Source organism: Lactobacillus sp. WILCCON 0059 (genome assembly GCF_057197985.1).
Map to the genome: position 1 here is coordinate 81793 of NZ_JBUBHN010000001.1, position 22533 is coordinate 104325.

Here is a 22533-nt window from a genome sequence, read left to right on the forward strand (position 1 = left end):
AAAAACTCAGCACCGGTCCGGGTGCTGAGTTTTTACTTCTTGTCTTGTCTTGTCTTGTCTTGTCTTGTCTTGTCTTGTCTTGTCTTGTCTTGTCTTGTCTTGTCTTGTCTTGTCTAAGTAATGGCCAAAGTTGTTGATCGCGCAGACGTACATGTCCCGGTCCTGGTAGTTGGCCAAATGGCGGACCTCGATAGAGCTGTAGTTGTCCAGCATGCCGTTGACGGCAGCCTTGGCCTTCTTGCTTCTGCCCATCAGATTGAGCAGGAGATTCTTATAAAAAGCCGAATCATTGACGATTTCCTGCCATTCTTCTTGATCCAGGTGGCGACGGGTCAATTCGTCCTTGTAGGCAAAATTGGTGAAGTAGTAGATCAGCTGGTCGCCGCTCCGCCGCTCGATCAAGGCCAGGGGCATTTCCAGGTGCTTTATTCCCTGGGAAATATGACTGACCATCGGGTTGACCAAAATGTTGGTTTCACCGATCGTATCATAGTAGTTGTTCATCTCTTGCGGCTCGTAGTGGTCCGCGCCATTCTTTTCGATCAAGGCCAGCATTTCTTCCTCTGGCAGGGGCTTGGAGAAGTGGAAACCCTGCAGGCGGTCGCAGCCGATGGCTTTGAGGAAGTCGGCCTGGTCTTTGGTCTCGACCCCTTCGCAAAGGGTATGGATGCCCAGATGCTTGGCCATGTCGACGATTTCCCGCAAAATAATATGGCTGCGGGAGTTGGTCTTGAAGTTCTTCAAAAAATCATATCGATCTTCAAGAGGTCAAAGTCGAAGTCCTTCAAGTTGTTCAGACTGGAGTAGCCGCTGCCGAAGTCATCCATCCAGATCTGGTAGCCAGCAGCGTGGAACTTGTCCATAGCCTTGTGCAGCTGTTCCGGCACCGTGGTCAAGGTTGATTCCAGGATCTCGATCTTCAAGTAGGAGGTCGGGATCTTGTGCTTTCTCCTGATAGCATCGACTTCCGCAAAAATATCACAGACCTGGAAGTCGACCCGGGAGAGGTTGACAGAGACGGGCTGGATCGGGATCCCCCGCTTGTAGCAGGAGGACAGCATCTCACAAACTTGGTCGATGATCGACAAATCCAGGCGGTTGATCAAGTGGGTATCTTCCAGAATACCGATAAAAGTCGCCGGGCTGAGGACGCCTTCCTTAGGATCGATCCACCGGGCCAGGGCCTCATAGCCGCAAACCTTGCCGGTCAAGCTGCGGATTTCCATCTGGTAGTAAGGCTTGATCCAGCGCTTGTCCAGGGCTTCCTGGAAGTGGGTCAAGACGTAGTCGCGGTTGACGTACTTCTCCCGGACGCTTTCGTCAAAAACATGATACAGTTGGGTCAAGTCATCTCCGGTATACTGGAGGGCCTTCCTGGCCTTGTCGATGGCCGACTTGATGCTTTCTCTGGGATCAGTGTAGTAGCAGATTCCGGCCTTGATTCCGCCGACGGAGTAGTTGCGGAGAACGAATTTCTGCAGCTCTTTGATTTTGGCGATATAATCGGTATCGGTCGACAAAACCACGAAACGGTCGTCATTGTAGCGGATGACCAGGCCGTCGGGGAAGAGGTTTAAGAGTTGCTTGCTGATCTTGACCAAGAAGCGGTCGCCTGCCAGATAGCCGAAGTGCTCATTGTAGCCGTGCATCCCAATAACGTTAAAAAGAATGACCCTGGGCTGGTCGCCGGCCCGCAGCTTGCTGACCAGATAGTCCTTGCCGAAACTAGTCAAATAAGCCCCGTTGAGCAGACCGGTCAAATTGTCCTCATACTGTTCATTGGAAGGAATATGGCTGATTTGAATTGGCTGGGTGTCGACCGCATCTTCCCCAATGTTCAAATACTCCACGAAAAGCAGGCCTTGGCCGGAAAAATCCTGCCTGCTTAAGTGCAGGAGAACGGTTTGGTAGCTTTCGGTCAGCTTGATCCTGCAGGTCAAAAGATCTTGTTTGGCCTTGAGCATGTTGCTGGTGATGTAGCTGATGTCTCGCAGGTGGTTCAGCAGGTCTTCCCGGCTTAACTGGTAAAGCCGGCAAAGGCCGTCAGAAACCAGGAGGGGAATAAGCTTGCCTTCGTACTCTTGAAAGACGGCCAGGGCGAAATTCAGTTGTTCATAGCTTTCGCGGTTTGCCGCGGAAAAGTGGTAAAGTTCTGTCATGTCTCGATCCTCATGGAGCAACTGGCGGAATATAAATAAAAAACTGTACGATGATTTTTGTTAATTATAAGCTAAAAACTATAAACTAGGCTAGTACCATATTAGCACTCGTTCCCCTTGTTTGTTAAGCCTTTTCAGGGATTGCTTTCAAAATAATATTAGTGGTAAAAAATAACAAATGCTTTAATGGCATAGAAAGGTAAAAATGCGAATTATATTACTTGGCGACAGCATCTTCGCCCGAAAAGAAGGCCTGGACCAGCCCCGGATCAACTGGACCTTGAAAGAGAGAAAATCTGACCTGGAAATCGACAATACGGCGGTGTCCGGCATCAATTCCGGCGCCCTGCTGGCCTTATTAGGCGACCTGGCCTTAAAGCGGCCCCGGGCTGACCAGCTTTTCTTAATGGTGGGGATCAATGACGCGGCCAGCCATAAGCAAGTACCACTCAATCAGTACCGGCAGAACCTCCAGGCCATTGTCTCCGCCCTGGTCTGTTTTTATCCAGGGGTCAAAACTGTCCTGGTCTCCGGGCCGGCAGTAGATGAAAGCAAGCAGCGGGGGCGGACCAACGCAAAATTGGCAAAGTATGCTAAAGTAATGGGGGAAGTCGCGGCTGAATACCAGGTCGCCTACGCCGACTTTTTCACGGCCATGCTGAAGGAGGGGGACCTTGCAGACTTGTGCCGGGGAGAACTCGATGATGGCCTGCATTTTGGCTCGCGCGGTTATCAATTGCTGGCAGCGGAAATGATGAAGCAGCTGCCCAAGGAAGAGGTTGAACAATGAAGAAGATCTATGTGGTTCGCCATGGCCGGACCTATTTGAACAAGTACCAGCGCCTGCAGGGCTGGTCTGACGCCCCTTTGACTGAAGAAGGGATCGAAGGTGCCCACCAGCTGGGAAAGGCCTTGAAGGACCAGCATTTTGACTTGGTGGCCTCCAGTGACTTGAAGCGGGCCGCTGACACCCGGAAGATCATCGTTTCAGAAAATGACAACTGGGAGTCAACCAAGATGACCCAGACCGCTGACTTGCGGGAGCTCTTTTTCGGCTACTACGAGGCCTTCCATGACACGGAAGGGGTAGCGGCAGCCTTTAAGTCCACCAAGTACCCCCGCCTGGTCGACGCGGTCAAGGACGGCTACACCTGGCGGGAAATCGGGGACTTGTTCCACGCGGCTGACCCGGAAGGGGATGCTGAAAGCGGGAGCGAGTTTGAAGAGCGCCTGAAGCGCGGGATCGACTATCTGGTCAACTATGATGAGTCAGAACGGATCCTTTTGGTTGGCCATGCCTGCGTCATTCACTGCCTGGCCTGCATCTACGGGGGCAAGCACCTTAGAACGGAATTGCCTAAGCACAACGAGATGACGGTCTTGAATGTCGATGACAACGGCCAGGTCAGCCTGGAAGAATTTGGTCGGCCGATGTACTGATTTTTTGCCAGCAGGCCTATAATAGGATGTAGAAAAAACAGGGAAAGATCTATCGAAAATGGTAGGTGAGACAGATGATTAGTAAAGAAAACAAGTTGCTGATCCGGCGCTATCTTTACGCCATGATCAACATGTACGGCATTATTCCGCTCAGACACGCGTACCACATTTTCAGCCACCAGAACCCCTTGCTCAATATTGACGAGGACGACTTCTGGGAATTCACCATGCTGGACCAGAGCGACCAGGACTACAATATCGCTGGTGAAGGGGAGCTGCTGGTTGAAGACCGGGGCGAAGACGAGGATGAGGAATTCTACCTTTACGGCGACTGGGTCTTGATGGATCTGCCGCAGGATTTCAAGCAGATCAAAAAGCTCCAGCACAACCGCCTCTATTACGTGCCGGAGAAGGATGAATTTTTGCGCCGGGAAAACGAATGGTACTATGAACGGACCACGGCGACGGAAGAGTACCGCCAGTATCTGAAAGACAGCAATCCTGGCCTCAGCGACGACCGGCTGGAAGAAGCCTTCTTTGAGGCGCTGACCCAGCTGCACTCGGTCAGCTACGGCAAGACGGTGGAAGAGACCATCAACGCCGTGCCCCGGTCTTTGCGCTTGATCGGCTTTACTGTTACTGATGAGCAGGAAGACGAGCTGCGGGACCTGCTCAGACGGATGCTGGACGGGACCCGGCAGGAAGCTTTGCGAGGGAAGATGTACAAGTACCACAAGCTGCCGACTACCTTGGAAATCATCGAAACGGAAGGCTTGACGCCGGAAAACATCTCCCGGATCCACAGCGGGAAGATCGACGCCATGGAGTTGGTTCCACAGATCGAGCTCAAGCAGCCTGACCTGGCCCAGCAGCTGGTCACGCTTTACCAGCAGTAAGGCGAAATTGAAGAAAGTAAAAGACGAAGCTCTAAGAAGAACTTCGTCTTTTTGCATGCTTTCTGACAGCTTATTTTTGATAGCCGCGGCTGACCTTGCCGGCGTAAGTGGCAAAAATCGCTCGCAGGCGCGGGGCCAGGGCGACAACCAGGGCCAGTTTGGCCAAAGTCGTTGGCAAAAAAGGCCAGATAGCAGCGCTAGCCGCGGCCGTAAATGGTAAGTGGCTGATCCAGGCTAGCCAGGCCGCGCCCAAGAGCAGCTGCAAAAAGAGGGCAATCCCGGCAGCCAGGGTCAAATAAAATCTGTTTCCTTTAGCCAGACCCGTGATCAGGGCCAGGGGCAAGAAGCCCCAGAGAAAGCCCCCGTTAGGCCCGAAAAGAACGGCGATGCCGCCACTGGCCCCGCTGAAGACGGGGAGGCCGGCGGCTCCTAAGAGCAGGTAGAGGGCGACGGCGCCGGTTCCCAGCTGCCAGCCAAAGGCAGCCGCGATCAAAGGAATCACCAGGGTCTGCAGGGTAAAAGGGACCCCGCCCGGCAAGGGGACCGCCAGCTGGCTGCCGACAATGATCAGGGCCGTGGACAAGGCTAAAAGACAAAGCTGAAAAGTATTTTTTCTGGACATGTTTCTCCTCCAATCCAGTAAAACTATTGCTTACTTGATTAATATAGTTTTACTGGAGCTTTTTGTCAATAAGATATTTTATCGAGTACACGTATAGTAATTATTACGAGAAAACTAAGTCTAGTGGCTAAGTGCCGGGGATGCTACTAGATATACACAACTTCCACAGAAGTTATCCACAAGATATCGTAGTTGCTTGTCGGAGTAAGGCCCAAGATGTGGAAAAGAGAAAAACGGGGGTAAGATAAGTTGAAGACAATTTTTTGCACTGGCCCAGCTTTTTGTCTATAATGGAAACTTAATACGCCTAATAGAAACAAGTAATGTAACAGAAAATAAGGAGGCCACATGCGCTATCAGCAAATTATCCTGGACGTTGACGACACCTTGCTCGACACTGAAGCAACGGTGCACGATTCCCTGGTTCAGCTCTTTAAATCCCATGGCTGGGAGATCAGTGACGAATTTGAAAAAGAATTCCACGCCTATAACCAGGGTCTCTGGCGCCGGCTGGAAAAGGGCGAGCTGACCTTGGACCAGCTCTATGAGATCATGTTCCCGGACATTATCAAAAAGTATTGCGGGGTCGAAGTTGACGGGATGGAGACGGCTGACGAATTCCACAGTTACTTCCATACCGGCCACAAGCTCCTGCCTGGGGTCAAGGACACCCTCCGCTATGCCAAAAGACTGGGCTACAGCCTGGCGGTTTTGAGCAACGGGGAACAGTTTGGCCAGGAGCACCGGCTGGAATTAGCCGGGATCAGGCACTACTTTGACCTGGTCGTGACCAGCCAGGAAGCCGGGGTGCAGAAGCCAAACGCGGAAATTTTTGACTACTTTTTTGCCAGAAGCGGCTACAGCCCCAACCAGACGGTCTTCTTCGGCGATGGCCTGTCCTCTGACATCATGGGGGCGGAAAACTACGGCTTTGACAGCATCTGGTACAACCACCGCCACCGGCAAAAGACCCTGCCGGTCCACCCCCTCTTTGAGGTGGACAACTACGCCCAGTTCCAGCGGATCTTGAAAAAAGATTTCGCCCCGACCGCTCTGCGTTAGTTTCCGTGTATACTTAAAGTAAGTAAACTTTAAGAAGGACTTGGGGAAAAATGGAAAATTACTTTTTTGATTTCGACGGCACGATCTGCGAATCGCGCCACATCTACGCGGCCAGCGTGCAGAAGGCCTTTGAGGCCCGGGGAGTCAAGGTGCCAAGCACTGAAGATATTTACCAGGCCATGGGGATTCCGATCGATGTCTCAATTGCCCGCTGGGCCCAGGAAGGGCACAGAAGCGACCTGGCCCAGACCCTGTTTGAGGAAAGCATGGCGGAATATGCCCTGCTGGAGGACGACCAGGTCCGCCTTTTTCCAGGGATCGTGAAGACCTTGACCCAGCTGAAACTGGCCGGCAAGCAGCTCTTCGTCTGCTCCAGCAAGACCCACCCGGAAATTGTCCACAATCTGGAAAATCTGGGCCTGCTGGATCTGTTCACCGACTTTGTCGGAGCTGATGAGGTGGTCAACCATAAGCCGGCCAGCGATGAGATCGACCTGTTGGCCAAGCGGCATGGCTTGGATTTGAAGGAATCGATTATGCTGGGGGATGCCAAGTACGACATCCGGATGGGAAAGAACGCCGGCTGCGCGACCTGTGCCTGCACCTGGGGCGCCTTTGACCCGGCCAGCCTCAAAAAAGAAAAGGCTGACTATACGGTCGACTATCCCCTGGAAATTTTGAATATTTAAGAAAAATAAAGCGTAAAAAGCAACAGAGAGTAAAGAAAAACAGAAAGTGAAGATAAAATGCGACTGATTTCTTGGAACATCGACTCATTGAACGCGGCCTTGACGGGGACCTCCCCGCGGGCGGAAATGACCCGGGGGGTCTTGAAGAACTTGCATGACCTGGATCCAGACGTCCTGGCTCTGCAGGAAACCAAGCTGCCAGCCAGCGGCCCAAGCAAGAAGCACCAGGCTGCCTTGGCTGACCTTTTCCCGGAATACGATTTCGTTTGGCGCTCCAGCATGGAGCCAGCCCGGAAGGGTTACGCGGGCACGATGTTTTTATACAAAAAGGGCCTGGATCCGGTGGTGACCCGGCCGGAAATCGGGGCACCGGAGCCGATGGACTTTGAGGGCCGGATCCTGACCCTGGAATTCCCGGACCTTTACGTGACCCAGGTCTACACGCCAAATGCCGGCAACGGCTTGGTCCGCTTGGGCGACCGGCAGGAATGGGACAAGTGCTACCGGGCCTACCTTGAAGAATTGGACAAAAAGAAGCCGGTTTTAGCTAGTGGGGACTTCAACGCTGCCTACCAGGAAATCGACTTGAAGCATCCGGAGTCCAACCACCATTCAGCCGGCTTTACAGATGAAGAAAGAGCCGGCTTTGGCCAGCTTTTAGCAGCAGGCTTCACGGATACCTTCCGCCAGATCCATGGCCAGGTTGAAGGGGTCTACTCCTGGTGGGCCCAGCGGGTGCGGACGGCCAAGGCCAACAATTCCGGCTGGAGAATCGACTACTGGCTGGTTTCCAACCGCCTGGCCGACCAGGTGGAGAAGTCGGAAATGATCGCGACTGGGGAAAGAGCGGATCATTGTCCAATTTTATTGGAAATTAAGCTGTAATTCGGTTACAATTAGAAGTTAGAGGATGAAAAAACAAAGAACTTTTAGCAAAGAATTTTAGTATTAGTATATGAGGCGTATGTGTATATGAAGAGATTAGAAAAAGGGGTCATCGGTCTGATCCTGGTCATTTTTGCCGGCACGGCGATTATGGCCTTTAGCAGCGGTGGCCAGAAAGCAGAAAGCAGTTCAGACGCCTTCGATACCTCAGAGTACCAGAAGGCAGTCAAGTCAACGGACAACCACCACTTCAAGAACTTGAAGGTGGAATTGACCGGCAAGAAGAGCAAGATTACTGGCATCCTGCCCAAGTCACCAACCACGATCAGCCTGCTCAAGCAGTGGAAGAAGAAGAAGGTTGACTTGAATTTCAAGGCCAGCAAGAAGGACGGCTTGCTCGTCAGCACGCAGAAGGTTAACCTGCCAACCCCTAAGGGGCAGGAATTGACCCACGCCATTACGGGCGAGATCGGCTATGATCCAGCCAGTGACAAGCTGCTGATTTTTGCCAGCGACAAGAACTACAGCCAGGGCTTCTACCCCCTGGGCCGCTTGAAGAGAAACGGCCCAAGCTCAGTATCTTTGAGCGCTGGCCAGGATCCGCTGGAATTCAGTTTTACAGATTAAGCAGAAGGACTTTCATTTTTATGGAAGTCCTTTTTCTTTTGCTGTGACTTTCTTTTCATAATTTTTAACCAGGTTCAAACTTTTTTAATTAAGTAAAGCTTGCACTTTGGCCAAACTTGTTTTATTGTTAATTATGAAAAAATAATTGACGATATATTAAAAAGCAAGGAGGAATCTTTGATGAGAAAAGTAGCAGTGATCGGCATGGGACACGTTGGGGCCACGGCAGCCTTTATTCTCTTTACCCACGGGGTAGCAGACGAATTGGTCTTGCTGGACAAGAATGAGACCAAGTGCCAGGCTGAATGGGGCGACCTGCGCGACACCCTGGGCAGAAATGACTTCTACGTCAACGTCAAGTGGGGCGACTGGAAGGAATTGGCGGACACCGACTTGATCATCACCGCTTTTGGTGACGTGGCGGCCTCAATCACGACTGGTGACCGTTTCGCGGAATTCCCGATCAACACCAAGAACGCGGTTGAAGTTGGCCAGAAGATCAAGGACAGCGGCTTCAAGGGCGTCATCATCAACATCTCCAACCCTTGCGACGTGGTAACTTCTATCTTGCAAAAGGTGACCGGCCTGCCAAAGAATCAAGTCTTTGGGACCGGGACCTTCCTGGATACTTCCAGAATGCAGCGGGTCGTCGGGGAAAAGTTGGGCCAGGACCCAAGAAACGTGTCCGGCTTCAACCTGGGCGAGCACGGGTCCAGCCAGTTTACGGCCTGGTCAACCGTCTGGGTCAACAACCGGCCAGCCAAGGACCTCTTCAATGAAGAAGAGAAAGAAGAAATGGACCGCTTGAGCAAGGACAATGCTTTCAAGGTTGGCAAGGGCAAGGGCTACACTTGCTACGCTGTTGCTACCTGCGCGGTTCGTTTGGCCAGAGCAGTCTTCTCTGACGCCAAGTTCTACGGCCCAACCAGCTGCTACGTTGAATCCTTGGGGACCTACATCGGCTACCCGTCAATCGTTGGCAAGCATGGGGTAGAAGAAGTACCAGTTTTGGATTTGCCAGCTGATGAACAGGCCAAATTGGAAGCTTCCGCCAAGAAGCTGAAGGACAGTCTGGCCAGTTTGGAATAAAAAATCAAAAACTTTAAAAGTAAAGTCAAGATGTTAGAAAATCCTCCCGTCAGGGAGGATTTTTGTTATAATAAACTAAATTACAAAAAGTAAGTAACATGTTTGACAGGAGGCAAAAAATGACTTTGCACGGTTTGGAAGATACTTACGAATTGGCCAACGGGGTCAAGATTCCCGTGATTGGTTTCGGGACCTGGCAGACGCCAGATGGCGACGTGGCTCAAGAAGCAGTTGAAGCAGCCTTGAATGCCGGCTACCGGCATATCGACACGGCCGCGGCTTATGGCAATGAGGCGAGCGTGGGCCGGGCCATCAAGAAGAGCGGGGTTAAGAGGGGCGACTTGTTCGTGACCAGCAAGCTCTGGAACGGGTCCCACAGCTATGAAGGAGCCAAGGCCGCTATTGACGACAGCCTGCTCAAACTAGACACGGACTACCTGGACCTGTACTTGATCCACTGGCCAAATCCGGTTGCTGTCCGGGACCACTGGGCAGAAGCCAACGCGGAAGCCTGGCGGGCCATGGAAGAAGCTGTTCAGGCTGGCAAGATCCGGGCGATCGGTGTTTCCAACTTCCGCCGCCACCACCTGGAAGCCCTCTTGAAGACGGCAGAAATCAAGCCTGTGGTCAACCAGATCTGCCTTAACCCAAATGACCTGCAAGCGGAAGTAACGGCCGCTAACAAGGAATATGGCCTTTTGAGCGAGGCTTACAGTCCTTTGGGGACGGGTGGCCTTTTGGGCAATGAGACCATCAAGGCAGTTGGGGCCAAGTATGGCAAGTCCAGCGCCCAGGTTTTGATCCGCTGGTCCCTGCAGCATGGCTTCTTGCCGTTGCCAAAGTCAGTCCACCCGGACTACATCGAGGCCAACGCCGAAGTCTTTGACTTTGAACTTACCGAAGACGACATGACCAAGCTGGATGGCCTGCAAGGGATCGGGCAGCCGGTTTTGGATCCGGACCAAGCTGAATTTTAGCGAAAAACTGAAAATTTTTATGAAAAAGACTGCACAACGTACCAGAAACCTGTCTGGTATTTATGCAGTCTTTTTGTATATATTCGCAAAAGCCGAACGAAAATTGCAAAAATTTTTTTGAAAAAATTTTTTCGGTGGCTGAAGGCTTACGGGGTTTGAATTGAACCGACATACATTTTCTCGTGTTCGCCTGGTTACACGATACTAGATATTGTGTTTCACAGGAAGACTGCTAACATATGGAGTGCTTAGAAAATAATGAGACAAGCAGAAAGGATCTGAGAAGATGAGTGAAGAAATATCGCTCTCGGCTGAATTTGTCGACCGGGTGAAAAAGAGTGTAAAACCCCACTGGGGCAAGCTGGGCTGGGTAACCTACAAGCGGACCTATGCCCGCTGGCTGCCGGAAAAGGGGCGGAGTGAAAACTGGGATGAAACCGTCAAGCGGGTGGTTGAAGGAAACATCAACCTGGATCCCCGGCTCAAGGACTCCCCAAGTCTGGAACTGAAGCAGAGCCTGACTGAAGAAGCTGAACGGCTCTACAAGCTGATCTACGGTTTGGGTGCGACGCCATCTGGCCGGAACTTGTGGATTTCCGGGACCGACTACCAAAGACGGACCGGGGATTCCTTGAACAACTGCTGGTTTGTGGCTATCCGCCCGCAAAAGTACGGGGACAGCAAGATTGTGCCCAGCTATCTTAGCAAGCAGGAAAAGGCTGTCTCCATGCCTTTCTCCTTCCTCTTTGACGAACTGATGAAGGGGGGCGGGGTTGGCTTCTCAGTTGCCAGATCCAACATCAGCCAGATCCCCCGGGTCGATTTTGCCATCGACCTGCAGCTGGTAATCGACGAGACCAGTGAATCTTACGATGCTTCCGTCAAGGTTGGGGCCGTTGGCAAAAATGAATTGGTCCAAGATTCTGACAGCATCTACTACCGCCTGCCGGACACCCGGGAAGGCTGGGTTTTGGCTAATGCCCTCTTGATCGACCTCCACTTTGCCCAAACCAACCCGGACCGCAAGCAAAAGCTGATCCTGGACTTGTCTGACATCCGTCCTTACGGGGCAGAGATCCACGGTTTCGGCGGCACGGCTTCCGGCCCAATGCCTTTGATCTCCATGCTGCTGGACGTCAACGAAGTCTTGAACAATAAGGCCGGCGGCCGTCTTACGGCTGTCGATGCCACTGACATCTGCAACTTGATCGGCAAGGCAGTCGTGGCTGGCAATGTCCGCCGGTCAGCCGAACTGGCCCTGGGCTCAAACGACGACCAGGACTTCATTTCCATGAAGCAGGACCAGGAGAAGCTGATGCACCACCGCTGGGCATCCAACAACAGCGTGGCGGTTGACTCAGCCTTCAGCGGCTACCAGCCAATCGCTGCCGGGATCCGGGAAAACGGGGAGCCGGGGATCGTGAACCTGGACTTGTCCAAGAACTATGGCCGGATCATTGATGGCTACCAGGCCGGAATTGACGGGGACGTGGAAGGGACCAACCCTTGCGGGGAGATCTCCCTGGCCAACGGGGAACCTTGCAACCTCTTTGAAGTCTTCCCGCTGATCGCGGAAGAACAGGGCTGGGACCTGCAGGAAGTCTTTGCCTTGGCGGCCCGCTACACCAAGCGGGTAACTTTTAGTCCTTATGACTGGGAAATTTCCCGGGAAATAATTCAAAAGAACCGCCGGATCGGGATCTCCATGTCCGGGATCCAGGACTGGCTCTTGACCAGACTGGGCAACCGGGTGGTCACTGGCTTCAAGGATGACTTTGACCCGGAAACCCATGAAGCCATTAAGGTGCCAGTCTACGACAAGCGGGCCATCAAGGCGGTTGATCACCTTTACAAGGCAGTGGTCAAGGCTGATCAGGCCTACAGCAAGACTTTGGGCTGCAATGAATCAATCAAGCACACCACGGTCAAGCCGTCAGGCACGGTGGCTAAGCTGGCCGGGGCCAGTGAAGGCATGCACTTCCACTACGGTGCTTACTTGATCCAGCGGATCCGTTTCCAGGATTCTGACCCGCTTTTGCCAGCCTTGAAGGCCTGCGGCTACCGGACGGAAGCAGATATCTACACGGAAAACACGACCTGCGTGGAATTTCCGATCAAGGCGGTAGGGGCGGATAACCCTAACTTTGCTTCAGCCGGCACGGTTTCAATCGCGGAACAATTTGCTACCCAGGCCTTCTTGCAGACTTACTGGTCGGACAACGCGGTTTCCTGCACGATTACTTTCCAGGATTCTGAAGCAGACCAGGTTGAATCCTTGCTCCGCCAGTACCGCTTCATCACCAAGTCGACCTCGCTTTTGCCATACTTTGGCGGATCGCTCCAGCAAGCGCCAAAGGAACCGATCGACAAGGAGACTTATGAAAAGCGCAGCCGGGAAATCACCGGCGACGTGGAAGAGGTCTTTAGCCAGCTGAATAGCGACGTCAAGGACCTGGAACTGGTCGACCAGACTGACTGTGAAGGCGGTGCCTGCCCGGTTAAATAAGACAGGCAAATTAGAAACAAAAGACAAAAAACAAAACTGAAATAAAAAACGGGAGAAACAAACAATGAAAAAGAAGATTTTAGCAGTCGTAGTTGCCTTGGCAGCCTTCGTTGGTCTTTTTGCCAGCCAGCCTGTCCAAAAGCAAAGCGTGCAAGCAGCTAAGACCACCAAGCAAATCAGCGTGACCTATACTTTGAAGGACACGACCAAGGCCAAGAACAAGCAGACTGTAGCCAAGAAGACCTTCAAGGTCAAGAAAGGGACGAGCGTCTTCACTGTTTTGAAAAAGGCCTGGAAGGTCAGCTACACTAAATCTTCATACGGCGTCTTCATCACCAAGATCAAGGGGCTGGGCGACGAAAAGAAGAAGCTCTACTGGACTTACACAGTTAACGGCAAGATGGCCAAGGTAGCGGCTGACAAGGACAAGCTGACCAAGAACAAGTCCAAGGTTGTCTTCACTCTGAAGCAATACTAAGATGCAGACCAAGGAACGCTACCAGCTGCAAAGGCTGACCCTGCTGGCCCTGCTAACGGCGATGTGCGTGGTTTTGCGGATCTTTAAAATTATCGATATCCCCAATGTCCAGCCAGTGACTGATATTATCATGCTAGCCACGCTGGAACTGGGGGCAGGGACGGGGATTCTCCTGGCCGTTTTGGTCATGGTGATCTCCAACATCTTCCTGGGCTTTGGAATTTGGACCTTGCCGCAGATTTTTGCCTACGCGGCCTGCGCCTTGACCGTGGCATTATTTGCCAGGCTTTTGCCGCTGAAAAGCCGGAAATTCTACTGGCTGCAGGAGCTCCTGGTCGGCTTTCTGGGCCTGGAATACGGCTTCTTCGTCAGCCTGGGCATGGCTGGCTGGGGCGGCTGGGCAGCTTTCATCGCCTACTGGGTCAGCGGCCTGACCTTTGACTTGTATCACGCCGCCGGCAACCTGGCCTTTTATCCTATCCTTTATCTGCCATTGATTTTGGGCCTGGACCGGTTTAAAAAGAAAGCAGGGTGGAAGCAAAATGCTCAAAGTCTACACTAAAGTCGGCGACCAGGGGAAAACCAAGCAGGTTACCGGCAAGATGGTTGCCAAATACACCCCGCAGATCCAGACACTGGGAGCTCTCGATGAGCTGCAGTCCTGGCTGGGGGTTACGGTGGCCAACCTTTCTCCGGCCTGCCAGAGATTGGAAGAAAAGCTGATCAAGCTGGAGCGGGAACTGTATGAATTGCAGGCTGACCTGGTGGTCAAGCGGCACCATACGATTACTTTGGCTGAAGTGACTTACATGGAAGAGCAGATTGATGCCTGGACGGAAGAATTGCCGGAAATGAAGGAATTCATCCTGCCTGGCGGGTCAAAGACCAGCGCCAACCTCCAGTATGCCCGGGCACTGGCCCGGACCAGCGAGCGGGTCTGCGTGCTGTATGCGGACGAAAGCGGGGAGGTCAAGAGCGACAGCCTCAAGTATCTAAACCGCCTGTCAGACTACCTGTTCGTCATGGCTCGCTATGCCAACCTTTTAGAGGGCGTGGCTGACGTTAAGAGCAAGCCTGCCCGACGTCCGAAAAAATAAGCAAGCAAATTAAAAAGTGTTGGATGACTTAGAGAGCAAGCATCCAACACTTTTTCTTCTACAAATCAGCAAGCAAAAACCCGCGGGTGAGAAGGCCCCGCGGGTTTTCGTTTTAGCTTTTAATGGATAAGTTTAAAAGTATGTGTTTGTAAAGTAATGTAAGTAATTTTTAAGTAGATTGTTGTAAGAAAATCTGTAAGTTTTAAAAAAGGGATTTCTAAGCGGCTAGATTAGCCAACCTTAACTGGAGTTTCAGCTTCCTTGCCTTCAACCAATTCAAGGTTGTTGTCGAAGGCCTTAACTACCATGTTGCGAACAGCGTGAGTAGTGTAGAAAGCAGTGTGTGGAGTTACCAGAACGTTTGGACGAGCGATCAAGTCAGCCAAACGTGCGTCTGGGAATTCCTTGCCTTCCCAGTCTTCGTTGAAGACGCCAACTTCACCTTCGTAAACGTCCATTACGTAACCGAAGACCTTGCCTGAGTCCAAACCACGGATAACAGCGTCAGTGTCAACCAATGGACCACGTGATACGTTAACGATAACTACGTCTTGCTTCATTTCAGCAATTGACTTGTCGTTGATCATGTGAACGTTAGCTGGAACGTCAGGAACGTGCAGGGAAATAACGTCAGCTTGCTTGTACAGGTCGTCAAGTGAGTCTACGTAGTAGCCCTTCTTTTCCAATTCTGGGTTGCGGAAGATGTCGTAAGCGATAACCTTAGCGCCGAAGCCTTCCATGATTTGCATGAAAACTTGACCGATGTGGCCAGTACCTACAACACCGACAACTTGGTCGCGAACTTCACGGCCGATAGTTGGTGCCCAACGCAGGTCGTGACGGGCAACCTTTTCGTCCATACGCTTGTCTTGACGCAGGATGCGGGCAGCTTGGATAGCAGCGTGTTCTGCGATAGCGTCTGGTGAGTAAACTGGAACGTTGGTGATTTGGAAGCCAAGTTCCTTAGCCTTAGCCATGTCGATGTTGTCAACACCAACGTTACGCAGGCTCATCTTAGTGATGCCGTTGTCTGCCAAAGCTTGCAGAGTTTCAGCGGTGTAGTCAAGTTGTTGGTAAACAACAACACCGTCAGCACCCTTTGCCAAAGCAGCAGTTTCTGGAGTCAAAAGCTTGTCAGTGTATTCAACTTCGACGTCCTTGTGAGCGTCTTCCCATTCCTTCAAGAATGGCTTTTCATCTTCACGAATTGCGTAAGCAAAAATTTTAGTCATTAATTGTCCCTCCGTTATTCTTGCTCTTACATTGATAATCTTAGCACAAAATCGCCGGGTAAAAAACTAAAATGTGAGTATTTGAGCAAATATTTTTATTGTAAGCGCTATACTAAGCGAATAGCTTGCCGCTAGTTCGTGAACGTGAACGTTTTTCACAAACTATATTTGTCAAAAAGCTCCAGACCCTTTAAACTGGTTTTAGCAAATAAAGGAGCAAGAAAAATGACAGTGCAAAAAATCATCCACGACCCCCTCCGTTTAAGTCAGCCGGCAGCTAAAGCAGCTGCCAGTGACCGGCAAGCGGCCCAGGACCTGCTGGACACCCTGCTGGCCCACCGGGAAAGCGTTGACGGCCTGCCGCCCGCCGCTGGCCTGGCTGCCAACATGATTGGGGTAAACAAGGCGATTATCGCGGTAAACGCCGGCTTTTTACCTATAGTTATGCTTAACCCTAAGATCGTTAAAAGATCCGGCCACTACCTGGCAAAAGAAGGCTGCCTGTCTTTGACGGGAGAGCGGTCAGTTGACCGCTATGAAGAAATCACGGTCAAGTACCAGGACATGGATTTAAAAGAGCATGGGCAGGCCTTTACAGGCTTTGTGGCGGAAACCATCCAACATGAAGTCGACCACTGCAAGGGCAAATTAATTTAATTAAGGCAGGAAAGCAAAAAGCTGGGCCAAACGGCTCAGCTTTTTTAATCGGTCAAGTAGGAAACCGGCTTGTTGACTTCGACCTTGGTGCCGGAGTATTTCTTGGCGATCCACTTCTGGATCTGCTTGTTATGGTAGAGCTTGCCCAGCTTCTTGTAAGCGGCATTGTTCTTGCTTTTCTTAGCGGTGGCCAGGACATTGATGTTGTTCTTGGTGCTCTGGTCGATCTTTTCGTGGTAAAGGGAGTCCTTCAGCACGTTCAAGTTGCCGGCCAGGGCGATGGTGTTGCCGATGAGGACGGCGTCGACGGACTTGATGACCCGGGGGCCGGTGGTATCATCGATCAGCTTGAACTTGAACTTCTTGGGGTTGGAAACAATGTCGTTGGTGTTGCCGCTGGCTGAGTCAAAGTTTTTCTTCAGCTTAATCAGGCCGGCGCTTTGCAAAAGCAGGAGCCCTCTGGCTTCGTTGGCGGCGTTGTTGGCCAGGGCAATGGTCGCGCCTTTAGGCAGGTCGGAGAGCTTCTTGTACTTGGATGAGTAGATACCCATTGGCTCCAGGTAGGTTGTGGCCAAGGCTACTTGCTGGCCGGTATTGCTCTTGGACTTGTTGTAGGCTTCCAGGTAGGCCCAGGAAGCAAAGGCACTGACGTTGATGCTGCCGTCAGAGGTTGCCCGCAGGAGGCTGGGCCCGTCGGTAAAAGCCTTCACCTTGATCTTAAGGCCCAGCTTTTTGGCCTGGCTGCTCTTGGCGATGTGCTGCCAGACTTGGACGTCGGGGCCGATGGAGCCGACAGTGACGGTAGTCGTCTGGCTCTTGGCCGTTTGCCGGGAAGAAGTCAGGCGCAGGGCGAAGAAGGCGGCAATGATGACGACGAGGGCGATGGCGGCGGCGATGAGCCGTTGCTGCTTTTTCTTTCTTCTCATGATTTTTGCTCCTAAAAATAAAAACTAGTCTTCAACCACGTGGCGGTTAAATGGGTCGTCGCTGATGCCCTTCTTCAGGATATCATTGCACCATTCCTTGGCGCTGAAGAGGGAGTGGTCGCGGTAGTTGCCGCAGCTTTCGATGGTGGTGCCAGGCACGTCTTCCCAAGTGATGTCGTCTCTGATGGCCTTGAGGGAGTCGCGCAGGGCCTTGGCTACTTCAGTGGTCGTGTGTTCACCCCAGGTAATCAAGTGGAAACCGGTCCGGCAGCCGAATGGGGAGCAGTCGATGACGCCGTCTAAGCGGTCGCGCAGGAGGCTGGCCAGGAGGTGTTCAATGGTGTGCAGGCCGCCAGTTGGGATGGCGTTTTCGTTAGGCTGCACCAGGCGGAGGTCGAAGTTGGAGATCTTGTCGCCATTAGGGCCTTCTTCAACGGTGATCAAGCGGACGTAAGGTGCCTTAACTTTAGTGTGATCCAATTCAAAACTTTCTACTTTAGCCATGATGATAATCTCCTTTTTTCTAAAAAATACTGGTTGACTAAATTACTTGAAAAAACGTGACAAAAAAAGTCCCTGAACGAAAATGCTTTCGCTCAGGGACGTATTAGCGTGTTACCACCCATCTTCACGGTCTAAAAAAGACCGCCTTTAAGTACGCTCCGCCTGGGCGGAGTTATACTCGGGCGCGGTATCGGGCGCCTCCCGCGGGAAACTTGCCGGAGCTCGCCTCCCGTATGACTCAAAGACCATGTTCGCCGGGGCCTCTTCAGCGCTTTTCAGCCACCGCGCCTCTCTGAAAGAAGATTTGACCAGCTACTTATCTTTTCCTTGTCAACGTGTTTTCATTTTTTAATCATAATATAATAACGATAGCCGCTTGTCAACCTTTCGCGGCAAAAATTGTCCAAGCCGGCTATTCGTCACGCTTTTGCTTGCCGGAATTAAATTTCCGGTCCCGCAAATAGTCGGCAATCGTCGCGCCAATGAAGATCAAGTCAAAGGGGCCTAGAAGAGCCAGTCCGGCGATGTTCAACATGCTATAGGCTGCCGCGTTGGTAACTACGATGATTCCGATAGGGATCAGCATGTTCCAATAGCCAATCCGGTAACGGAAGAAATCTCTAATTTCTTGCAACTTTGGCGCGAAAGGTACAGCCAAAATAAAGCCCAACAGCAGCCCAGACGCGAAGATGCTGATTAACAAACTGTTTGGAACCATGATAATACCTCAGAAAATTTACTTGTAAATGTGGAATGAAAATCCGGCAGTGTAATTGATGTCAGTATAGATCTTACTCTTTTTGTGTTTCTTATTGTAGTTTAACAATTGACTGCTAAAAGAGTCGACATACATCCCAAAGGCTTCGCCTAATGTCGATGCAATTTCGTGTCCTGTTACTGTTGCGATAGCCGATGCTAAAGATGAAATTGTAGAGACATTTCCGGCTTTCCCGGCAAACCAATAAACGCCTGCATTTGAAGTGAAGTAAACTCTGACACCCCACCAAAAGGCGCGAACATAACAACCACTATGAAGTCGAGCGGCGCCTTTAACACTGGCAGCTTTAGAAACATATAAAGCTTGTGTAGAGAGAGATTTAGTTTCTGTATTGATAACTAGATCATTTTTTTGAATATCAGCATTTACCGTAGCTAATTGATTTTCAACAACTTTCTTAGTATTTTCGGAAAGCTTGCTCTTCCCTGAATCGGATAAAACATACTGATTATTGGAAACATCAACATACTTATCGGCTTGTTTGATTTGACTAGTAGTTAGTTGGGAGTTAGTTGATGCTCCGTTAAAACTATCGGCCTTAACAACTGTGCCAGAAGAGATTTCCCAAAAAAAGTGCGATAGCGAAAATGGCACTAAGCAATAGATGCTTTGGCTTCATATTTTCCTCCTAATATAACAACAGATGTGATATTGACACTTAGAATTATAGTCTCTTGCATGACTGCATGCAAGGGCTTTTTTGTTTAAATATGTTTATTATCCGGAAATAGCATAACAAGAAGGATGTATATTGAAAAAATATTGATAATTATCTATTTTGTAGCTATCACAGATAGTTATTTTGTAATAGCTTGCGGCAAAAATTATCCAAGCCGGCTAATCGTCTTGGCCGTGGTCCTGCTTGGCTTCTTCCTCGCGCTTGATCTTGAGGACTAAGGGGGTCAGTTTGATTACCAGGAACTTGGCAAAGTAGTAGGCGATCACGAAGAAGATGATGATGCCAACCAGTTGGGCAAGCAAGACTGGCCAGATATTGTAAGCTACCTCAGCTAAAATCATTTTTTCTCATTCCATTTCAAAAAATATGTTTTTTACTTTTGACGTTAAGATAATTATAACTCTATATCTTAATTATGTATAAGTTTTTCACACTATATATCAAAACAAAAAACGAAGCCGCTTTAATGTGCGGCTTCGTTTTTGAATGATTAAACTTTTTCTTTCATCATCTGCAAATACTTGGGTTGGTCAGACTTTGGAACGCCCAATGCATCCAAGGCCTGCTCAGCTGATACATTAAACTTTACCATTACGCTCAGAGCATCAGCTGCTTTTGCTTTGTCAATACCTTCATCAATTCCTTGCTTGCGGCCTTCATCAACGCCGAGCTTGTGCTCATGGCGTAAAGTTGTCTCGTATTCCAATCTGTTCGCCCTCCATTCTTGATTATGATTGTAGTAATCCATCTTCTTGGCGATGTCATTGATCAGAGCATTCTTGCGGTCAACTTGTCCATTCATCAGATCCAAGAACTTCTGCATGGTCGGACTGACTTTGCCGTTCACTCCCTTTGAGTTGACGTAGACGACGTGAGTGCCATCGCCAAGTGCCCGGTGTGTTTTCGGACAATACACGATGTAATCTGAAACCCGCTCCTTGTCCCCGAACTGGTCAAAGGGAGAGAAGATAATTACGAACATCGGTGGCAAATCATCATAGTCAGTCCCGGCTAGCAAAGTGGTCATGTCAACCAAAGCCTTGTAATAGCGGCTCCGTTTTGGTTGAAAATCCCGGGAGAGCTGCATTTCGATGTCGTAGATTCGCCCTTGTTCGTCAAAGGCCTGGATATCCAACCGGATAGCCTTGTCTTCACGGCCACCCTTGATTTGTGACTGGGCTTTTGTCGTCACCTTTTTAATCTTGAGTTCTGGCAACAACTCTTGCAAGAGCCGGGTGCAGATCTGTTCATCGCTCATCACCGCGAAAAACATAAAATCGTCAGTAATGCCAATCGGTTCGTACTGGTTCAAATTATTTTCCTTGCTCATATTATAAAACATCCTTTCACTAGTAAGCTATTTTTACCCCTCCATTTACTAGTACGTTTTTTTCGGCAAAAATTTTCTGACAAATTCAATTTATTTGAAGGAAATGGCGAAAAAGCCCCAAAACTCTTTACACTACTTGCTCAGAGTAAAGAAAAAACCGCCAGCCGCGGTTAAATACCAGCGGCTGGCGGTTATTAATTTTTAGCCCAAACGGTTGAGCAGTTCCTTCAAGAAGTCGTAAGTGCTGCCGACGTAGCGGTAGTCTGAGTCTTCGAAGACGATAGCGTTCGGGTTAGTGTTGACGGAGATGATGTTTTCAGCATGGTCAACAGTAAAGGTGTATTGCGGCGCGCCGGCAATCCCCAGGTTGATCAAAACTTGTGGCTTGATCTTGTGGCCGTTGACGCCGAGTTGCTGGCCACGGTTGAAGTCTGAGCCGACCATTGGTCTGGTAACCCCGATTTCAGCGCCCAGCTTTTCAGCTACTTGCTTGGCCAGAGCGATAGTTTCTGGTTGGTTGGCACCGCGGCCCAGAGCCAGAACGATCTTGGCCTTTGGCAGGCCGGCTGCTTGTGATGGGCTGCTTACCGCGTCAACCGCGCCGGCTGGAGTCTTGGCTGCTTCTAAAAGCGGCAGGATCTGGTCAAGGTCAGTCAAGTCAGCCTGCTTTCTTGCCACTTCCTGGCTTGGTACATCAGCCATTTCAGCATTGCTGATTTCCGTGTACATCTTTTCGATCGTGCCTTCAGCGATTTCCATGGCTCTGGCGTCTCTTACCAGGTGTTCTGGGGCAAATTCAGCGCTGTAGCCGTAGCCGCCCATGATTTGCAGGGTCAAGTCGCAGGATTCAACCGCTGCCTTGCTGCCGAAGCACTTGGCCATAGCGGATTGTTCCATGTATGGCAGGCCGGCATCCTTACGGCGGGCAGCTTCCTCGTAAACCAAACGGGTCAGTTCCTTGTTGGTTGCAATCTTGCTGATCTTGTATTGAGTAACTTGCATGTCCTTAAGCAGGGTATTGCCTGACTTGCGCTTAGCCGCGTAGTTTTTGGCAATATCAAGGGCGTGTTCCTGGATCCCAGTCAAAACGGCCCCCATCAAGTAGCGGGCATCATCGTGGGCGTTGTTGGCAATTTCCAAACCTTGCCCCCGCTTGCCCAGCATGTTTTCTGGACCAACTTCGATCTGGTTCATGACAACTTCACCGCAAGGAATCCCCCGCAAGCCGATAAACTTTTCAACATAGCCGAAGGAGAAGCCTGGCATCCCCTTGTCCACGATAAAGACAGAGTATTCGTCAGGACCGGTCTTCACATTGACTGAGTAGACTTGAGCCAGGGTCCCGTTGGTAATCATGACCTTGTCGCCGTTGATGATCCAGCGGCCGTCCTTTTCAACCGCGTAGGACTGGTGCTTGCTTGGGTCTGAGCCGCCTTCTGGTTCAGTGTTGGAGAAGCCAAGGATGGCTTGGGCACCCCAGGCAAAGTAGCGCTCCTTAGCAGCGTCAGTGCCGTACTTGGCCAGCTGGTCACAGCTCTTGTAGTGGCCTTCCAGCATTACGCCGACACTGGCGTTGGCCTTGGCCAGGATGTTGACGATCTTGCCGGCGGTCATGGCAGAGACGTCCAGTCCGCCATATTCCTTGGGAATTTTTGCCCGCAAAAGGCCCAGGTCAACGATCTTCTGGAAAAGGCCGTTTGGCAGCTTGGCCTGGCGGTCGATCTGCAGGTCAAAAGGCGCTACGTCCTTGTCTGCCAATTGCTGAACGGCTTGCAAAAGTTCGGTTTCGTTAGTCATGCTAGTATCCTTATCATTCTTTTATTATATAGAAAAATAGTAATTTTTATTTTGTGCAGTCAAAATAAAGAAAACGCTTTTATAGTTAATATACTATCACGAA

Annotated in this window: 25 protein-coding genes; 14 read left to right on the plus strand and 11 right to left on the minus strand. The window is 50.7% G+C overall.

Annotated features, from left to right (window positions below; translation table 11 throughout):
- Positions 1–6: 6 nt before the first annotated feature.
- Positions 7–744, minus strand: coding sequence for an EAL domain-containing protein (locus ACYVUT_RS00415; protein WP_484501336.1), 738 nt, complete (start codon positions 742–744; stop codon positions 7–9).
- Entirely contained in the window at positions 741–2159 is a 1419-nt protein-coding gene (locus ACYVUT_RS00420; protein ID WP_484501337.1) for an EAL domain-containing protein, read from the minus strand. The genes ACYVUT_RS00415 and ACYVUT_RS00420 overlap by 4 nt, the downstream gene beginning before the upstream one ends.
- A 205-nt stretch (positions 2160–2364) precedes the next feature.
- Here ACYVUT_RS00420 and ACYVUT_RS00425 point away from each other — a divergent pair, with 205 nt between their 5' ends.
- From ACYVUT_RS00425 to ACYVUT_RS00435, 3 genes are all read left to right on the plus strand, one after another.
- Positions 2365–2949, plus strand: coding sequence for an SGNH/GDSL hydrolase family protein (locus tag ACYVUT_RS00425; protein ID WP_439775241.1), 585 nt, complete (start codon positions 2365–2367; stop codon positions 2947–2949).
- Positions 2946–3599, plus strand: a complete 654-nt coding sequence (locus ACYVUT_RS00430; RefSeq protein ID WP_439775240.1) for a histidine phosphatase family protein — start codon at positions 2946–2948, stop codon at positions 3597–3599. The genes ACYVUT_RS00425 and ACYVUT_RS00430 overlap by 4 nt, the downstream gene beginning before the upstream one ends.
- Positions 3600–3673: 74 nt before the next feature.
- Complete coding sequence (locus ACYVUT_RS00435) at positions 3674–4495, plus strand: hypothetical protein (RefSeq protein ID WP_439775239.1); 822 nt, start codon at positions 3674–3676, stop codon at positions 4493–4495.
- 70 nt (positions 4496–4565) lie between these two features.
- Here ACYVUT_RS00435 and ACYVUT_RS00440 read toward each other — a convergent pair whose 3' ends face one another.
- Positions 4566–5117: a biotin transporter BioY gene (locus ACYVUT_RS00440; protein WP_484501338.1), complete on the minus strand. Its 552-nt coding sequence runs from the start codon at positions 5115–5117 to the stop codon at positions 4566–4568.
- A 348-nt stretch (positions 5118–5465) separates the two neighbouring features.
- Between ACYVUT_RS00440 and ACYVUT_RS00445 the strand changes: the two genes are divergently transcribed.
- From ACYVUT_RS00445 to ACYVUT_RS00490, 10 genes are all read left to right on the plus strand, one after another.
- Positions 5466–6179: a YjjG family noncanonical pyrimidine nucleotidase gene (locus ACYVUT_RS00445; RefSeq protein WP_439775237.1), complete on the plus strand. Its 714-nt coding sequence runs from the start codon at positions 5466–5468 to the stop codon at positions 6177–6179.
- Between the two features lie 50 nt (positions 6180–6229).
- Complete coding sequence (locus tag ACYVUT_RS00450) at positions 6230–6868, plus strand: HAD family hydrolase (protein ID WP_439775236.1); 639 nt, start codon at positions 6230–6232, stop codon at positions 6866–6868.
- Positions 6869–6925: 57 nt separating this feature from the next.
- A complete protein-coding gene (locus ACYVUT_RS00455; protein ID WP_484501339.1) occupies positions 6926–7753 on the plus strand; it encodes an exodeoxyribonuclease III in 828 nt (275 codons plus the stop codon).
- An 87-nt stretch (positions 7754–7840) separates the two neighbouring features.
- The gene (locus ACYVUT_RS00460) at positions 7841–8380 is read left to right on the plus strand and encodes a hypothetical protein (protein WP_484499319.1); all 540 of its coding nucleotides are present in this window, start codon (positions 7841–7843) and stop codon (positions 8378–8380) included.
- A gap of 180 nt (positions 8381–8560) precedes the next feature.
- Positions 8561–9469: an L-lactate dehydrogenase gene (locus ACYVUT_RS00465; protein WP_439775233.1), complete on the plus strand. Its 909-nt coding sequence runs from the start codon at positions 8561–8563 to the stop codon at positions 9467–9469.
- Between the two features lie 119 nt (positions 9470–9588).
- Complete coding sequence (locus tag ACYVUT_RS00470; RefSeq protein ID WP_484499617.1) at positions 9589–10446, plus strand: aldo/keto reductase; 858 nt, start codon at positions 9589–9591, stop codon at positions 10444–10446.
- A gap of 286 nt (positions 10447–10732) precedes the next feature.
- Positions 10733–12952, plus strand: a complete 2220-nt coding sequence (gene nrdJ / locus ACYVUT_RS00475) for a ribonucleoside-triphosphate reductase, adenosylcobalamin-dependent (protein ID WP_484499618.1) — start codon at positions 10733–10735, stop codon at positions 12950–12952.
- Positions 12953–13016: 64 nt separating this feature from the next.
- The gene (locus ACYVUT_RS00480; protein ID WP_484501340.1) at positions 13017–13430 is read left to right on the plus strand and encodes a DUF4430 domain-containing protein; all 414 of its coding nucleotides are present in this window, start codon (positions 13017–13019) and stop codon (positions 13428–13430) included.
- A 1-nt stretch (position 13431) separates the two neighbouring features.
- Positions 13432–13992 (plus strand): ECF transporter S component, encoded by a 561-nt coding sequence (locus ACYVUT_RS00485; RefSeq protein WP_484499619.1) that lies wholly within the window; start codon positions 13432–13434, stop codon positions 13990–13992.
- Positions 13973–14527: a cob(I)yrinic acid a,c-diamide adenosyltransferase gene (locus ACYVUT_RS00490; RefSeq protein WP_484499620.1), complete on the plus strand. Its 555-nt coding sequence runs from the start codon at positions 13973–13975 to the stop codon at positions 14525–14527. The genes ACYVUT_RS00485 and ACYVUT_RS00490 overlap by 20 nt, the downstream gene beginning before the upstream one ends.
- A 230-nt stretch (positions 14528–14757) precedes the next feature.
- Here the strand turns inward: ACYVUT_RS00490 and ACYVUT_RS00495 are convergent, their stop codons facing one another.
- On the minus strand, positions 14758–15759 hold the full coding sequence (locus ACYVUT_RS00495; protein ID WP_439775227.1) for a D-2-hydroxyacid dehydrogenase: 1002 nt from the start codon (positions 15757–15759) through the stop codon (positions 14758–14760).
- Positions 15760–15984: 225 nt separating this feature from the next.
- On the opposite strand from ACYVUT_RS00495, the gene ACYVUT_RS00500 reads away from it, so the two are divergent.
- On the plus strand, positions 15985–16416 hold the full coding sequence (locus ACYVUT_RS00500) for a peptide deformylase (protein ID WP_484499317.1): 432 nt from the start codon (positions 15985–15987) through the stop codon (positions 16414–16416).
- A 44-nt stretch (positions 16417–16460) separates the two neighbouring features.
- Here ACYVUT_RS00500 and ACYVUT_RS00505 read toward each other — a convergent pair whose 3' ends face one another.
- The 7 genes from ACYVUT_RS00505 to ACYVUT_RS00535 form a co-directional block, all read right to left on the minus strand.
- Complete coding sequence (locus ACYVUT_RS00505) at positions 16461–17342, minus strand: MetQ/NlpA family ABC transporter substrate-binding protein (protein WP_484499621.1); 882 nt, start codon at positions 17340–17342, stop codon at positions 16461–16463.
- A 24-nt stretch (positions 17343–17366) separates the two neighbouring features.
- Positions 17367–17846, minus strand: coding sequence for an S-ribosylhomocysteine lyase (locus ACYVUT_RS00510; protein WP_484499622.1), 480 nt, complete (start codon positions 17844–17846; stop codon positions 17367–17369).
- A gap of 412 nt (positions 17847–18258) precedes the next feature.
- Positions 18259–18564 (minus strand): hypothetical protein, encoded by a 306-nt coding sequence (locus tag ACYVUT_RS00515; protein WP_439775224.1) that lies wholly within the window; start codon positions 18562–18564, stop codon positions 18259–18261.
- Between the two features lie 18 nt (positions 18565–18582).
- Complete coding sequence (locus ACYVUT_RS00520; RefSeq protein WP_484501341.1) at positions 18583–19218, minus strand: hypothetical protein; 636 nt, start codon at positions 19216–19218, stop codon at positions 18583–18585.
- 243 nt (positions 19219–19461) lie between these two features.
- The gene (locus ACYVUT_RS00525; RefSeq protein ID WP_008460863.1) at positions 19462–19644 is read right to left on the minus strand and encodes a hypothetical protein; all 183 of its coding nucleotides are present in this window, start codon (positions 19642–19644) and stop codon (positions 19462–19464) included.
- Between the two features lie 149 nt (positions 19645–19793).
- On the minus strand, positions 19794–20633 hold the full coding sequence (locus ACYVUT_RS00530; RefSeq protein ID WP_439775220.1) for an Rpn family recombination-promoting nuclease/putative transposase: 840 nt from the start codon (positions 20631–20633) through the stop codon (positions 19794–19796).
- A gap of 201 nt (positions 20634–20834) precedes the next feature.
- Positions 20835–22430 (minus strand): acyl-CoA dehydrogenase family protein, encoded by a 1596-nt coding sequence (locus ACYVUT_RS00535; protein ID WP_439775219.1) that lies wholly within the window; start codon positions 22428–22430, stop codon positions 20835–20837.
- Positions 22431–22533: the final 103 nt, after the last annotated feature.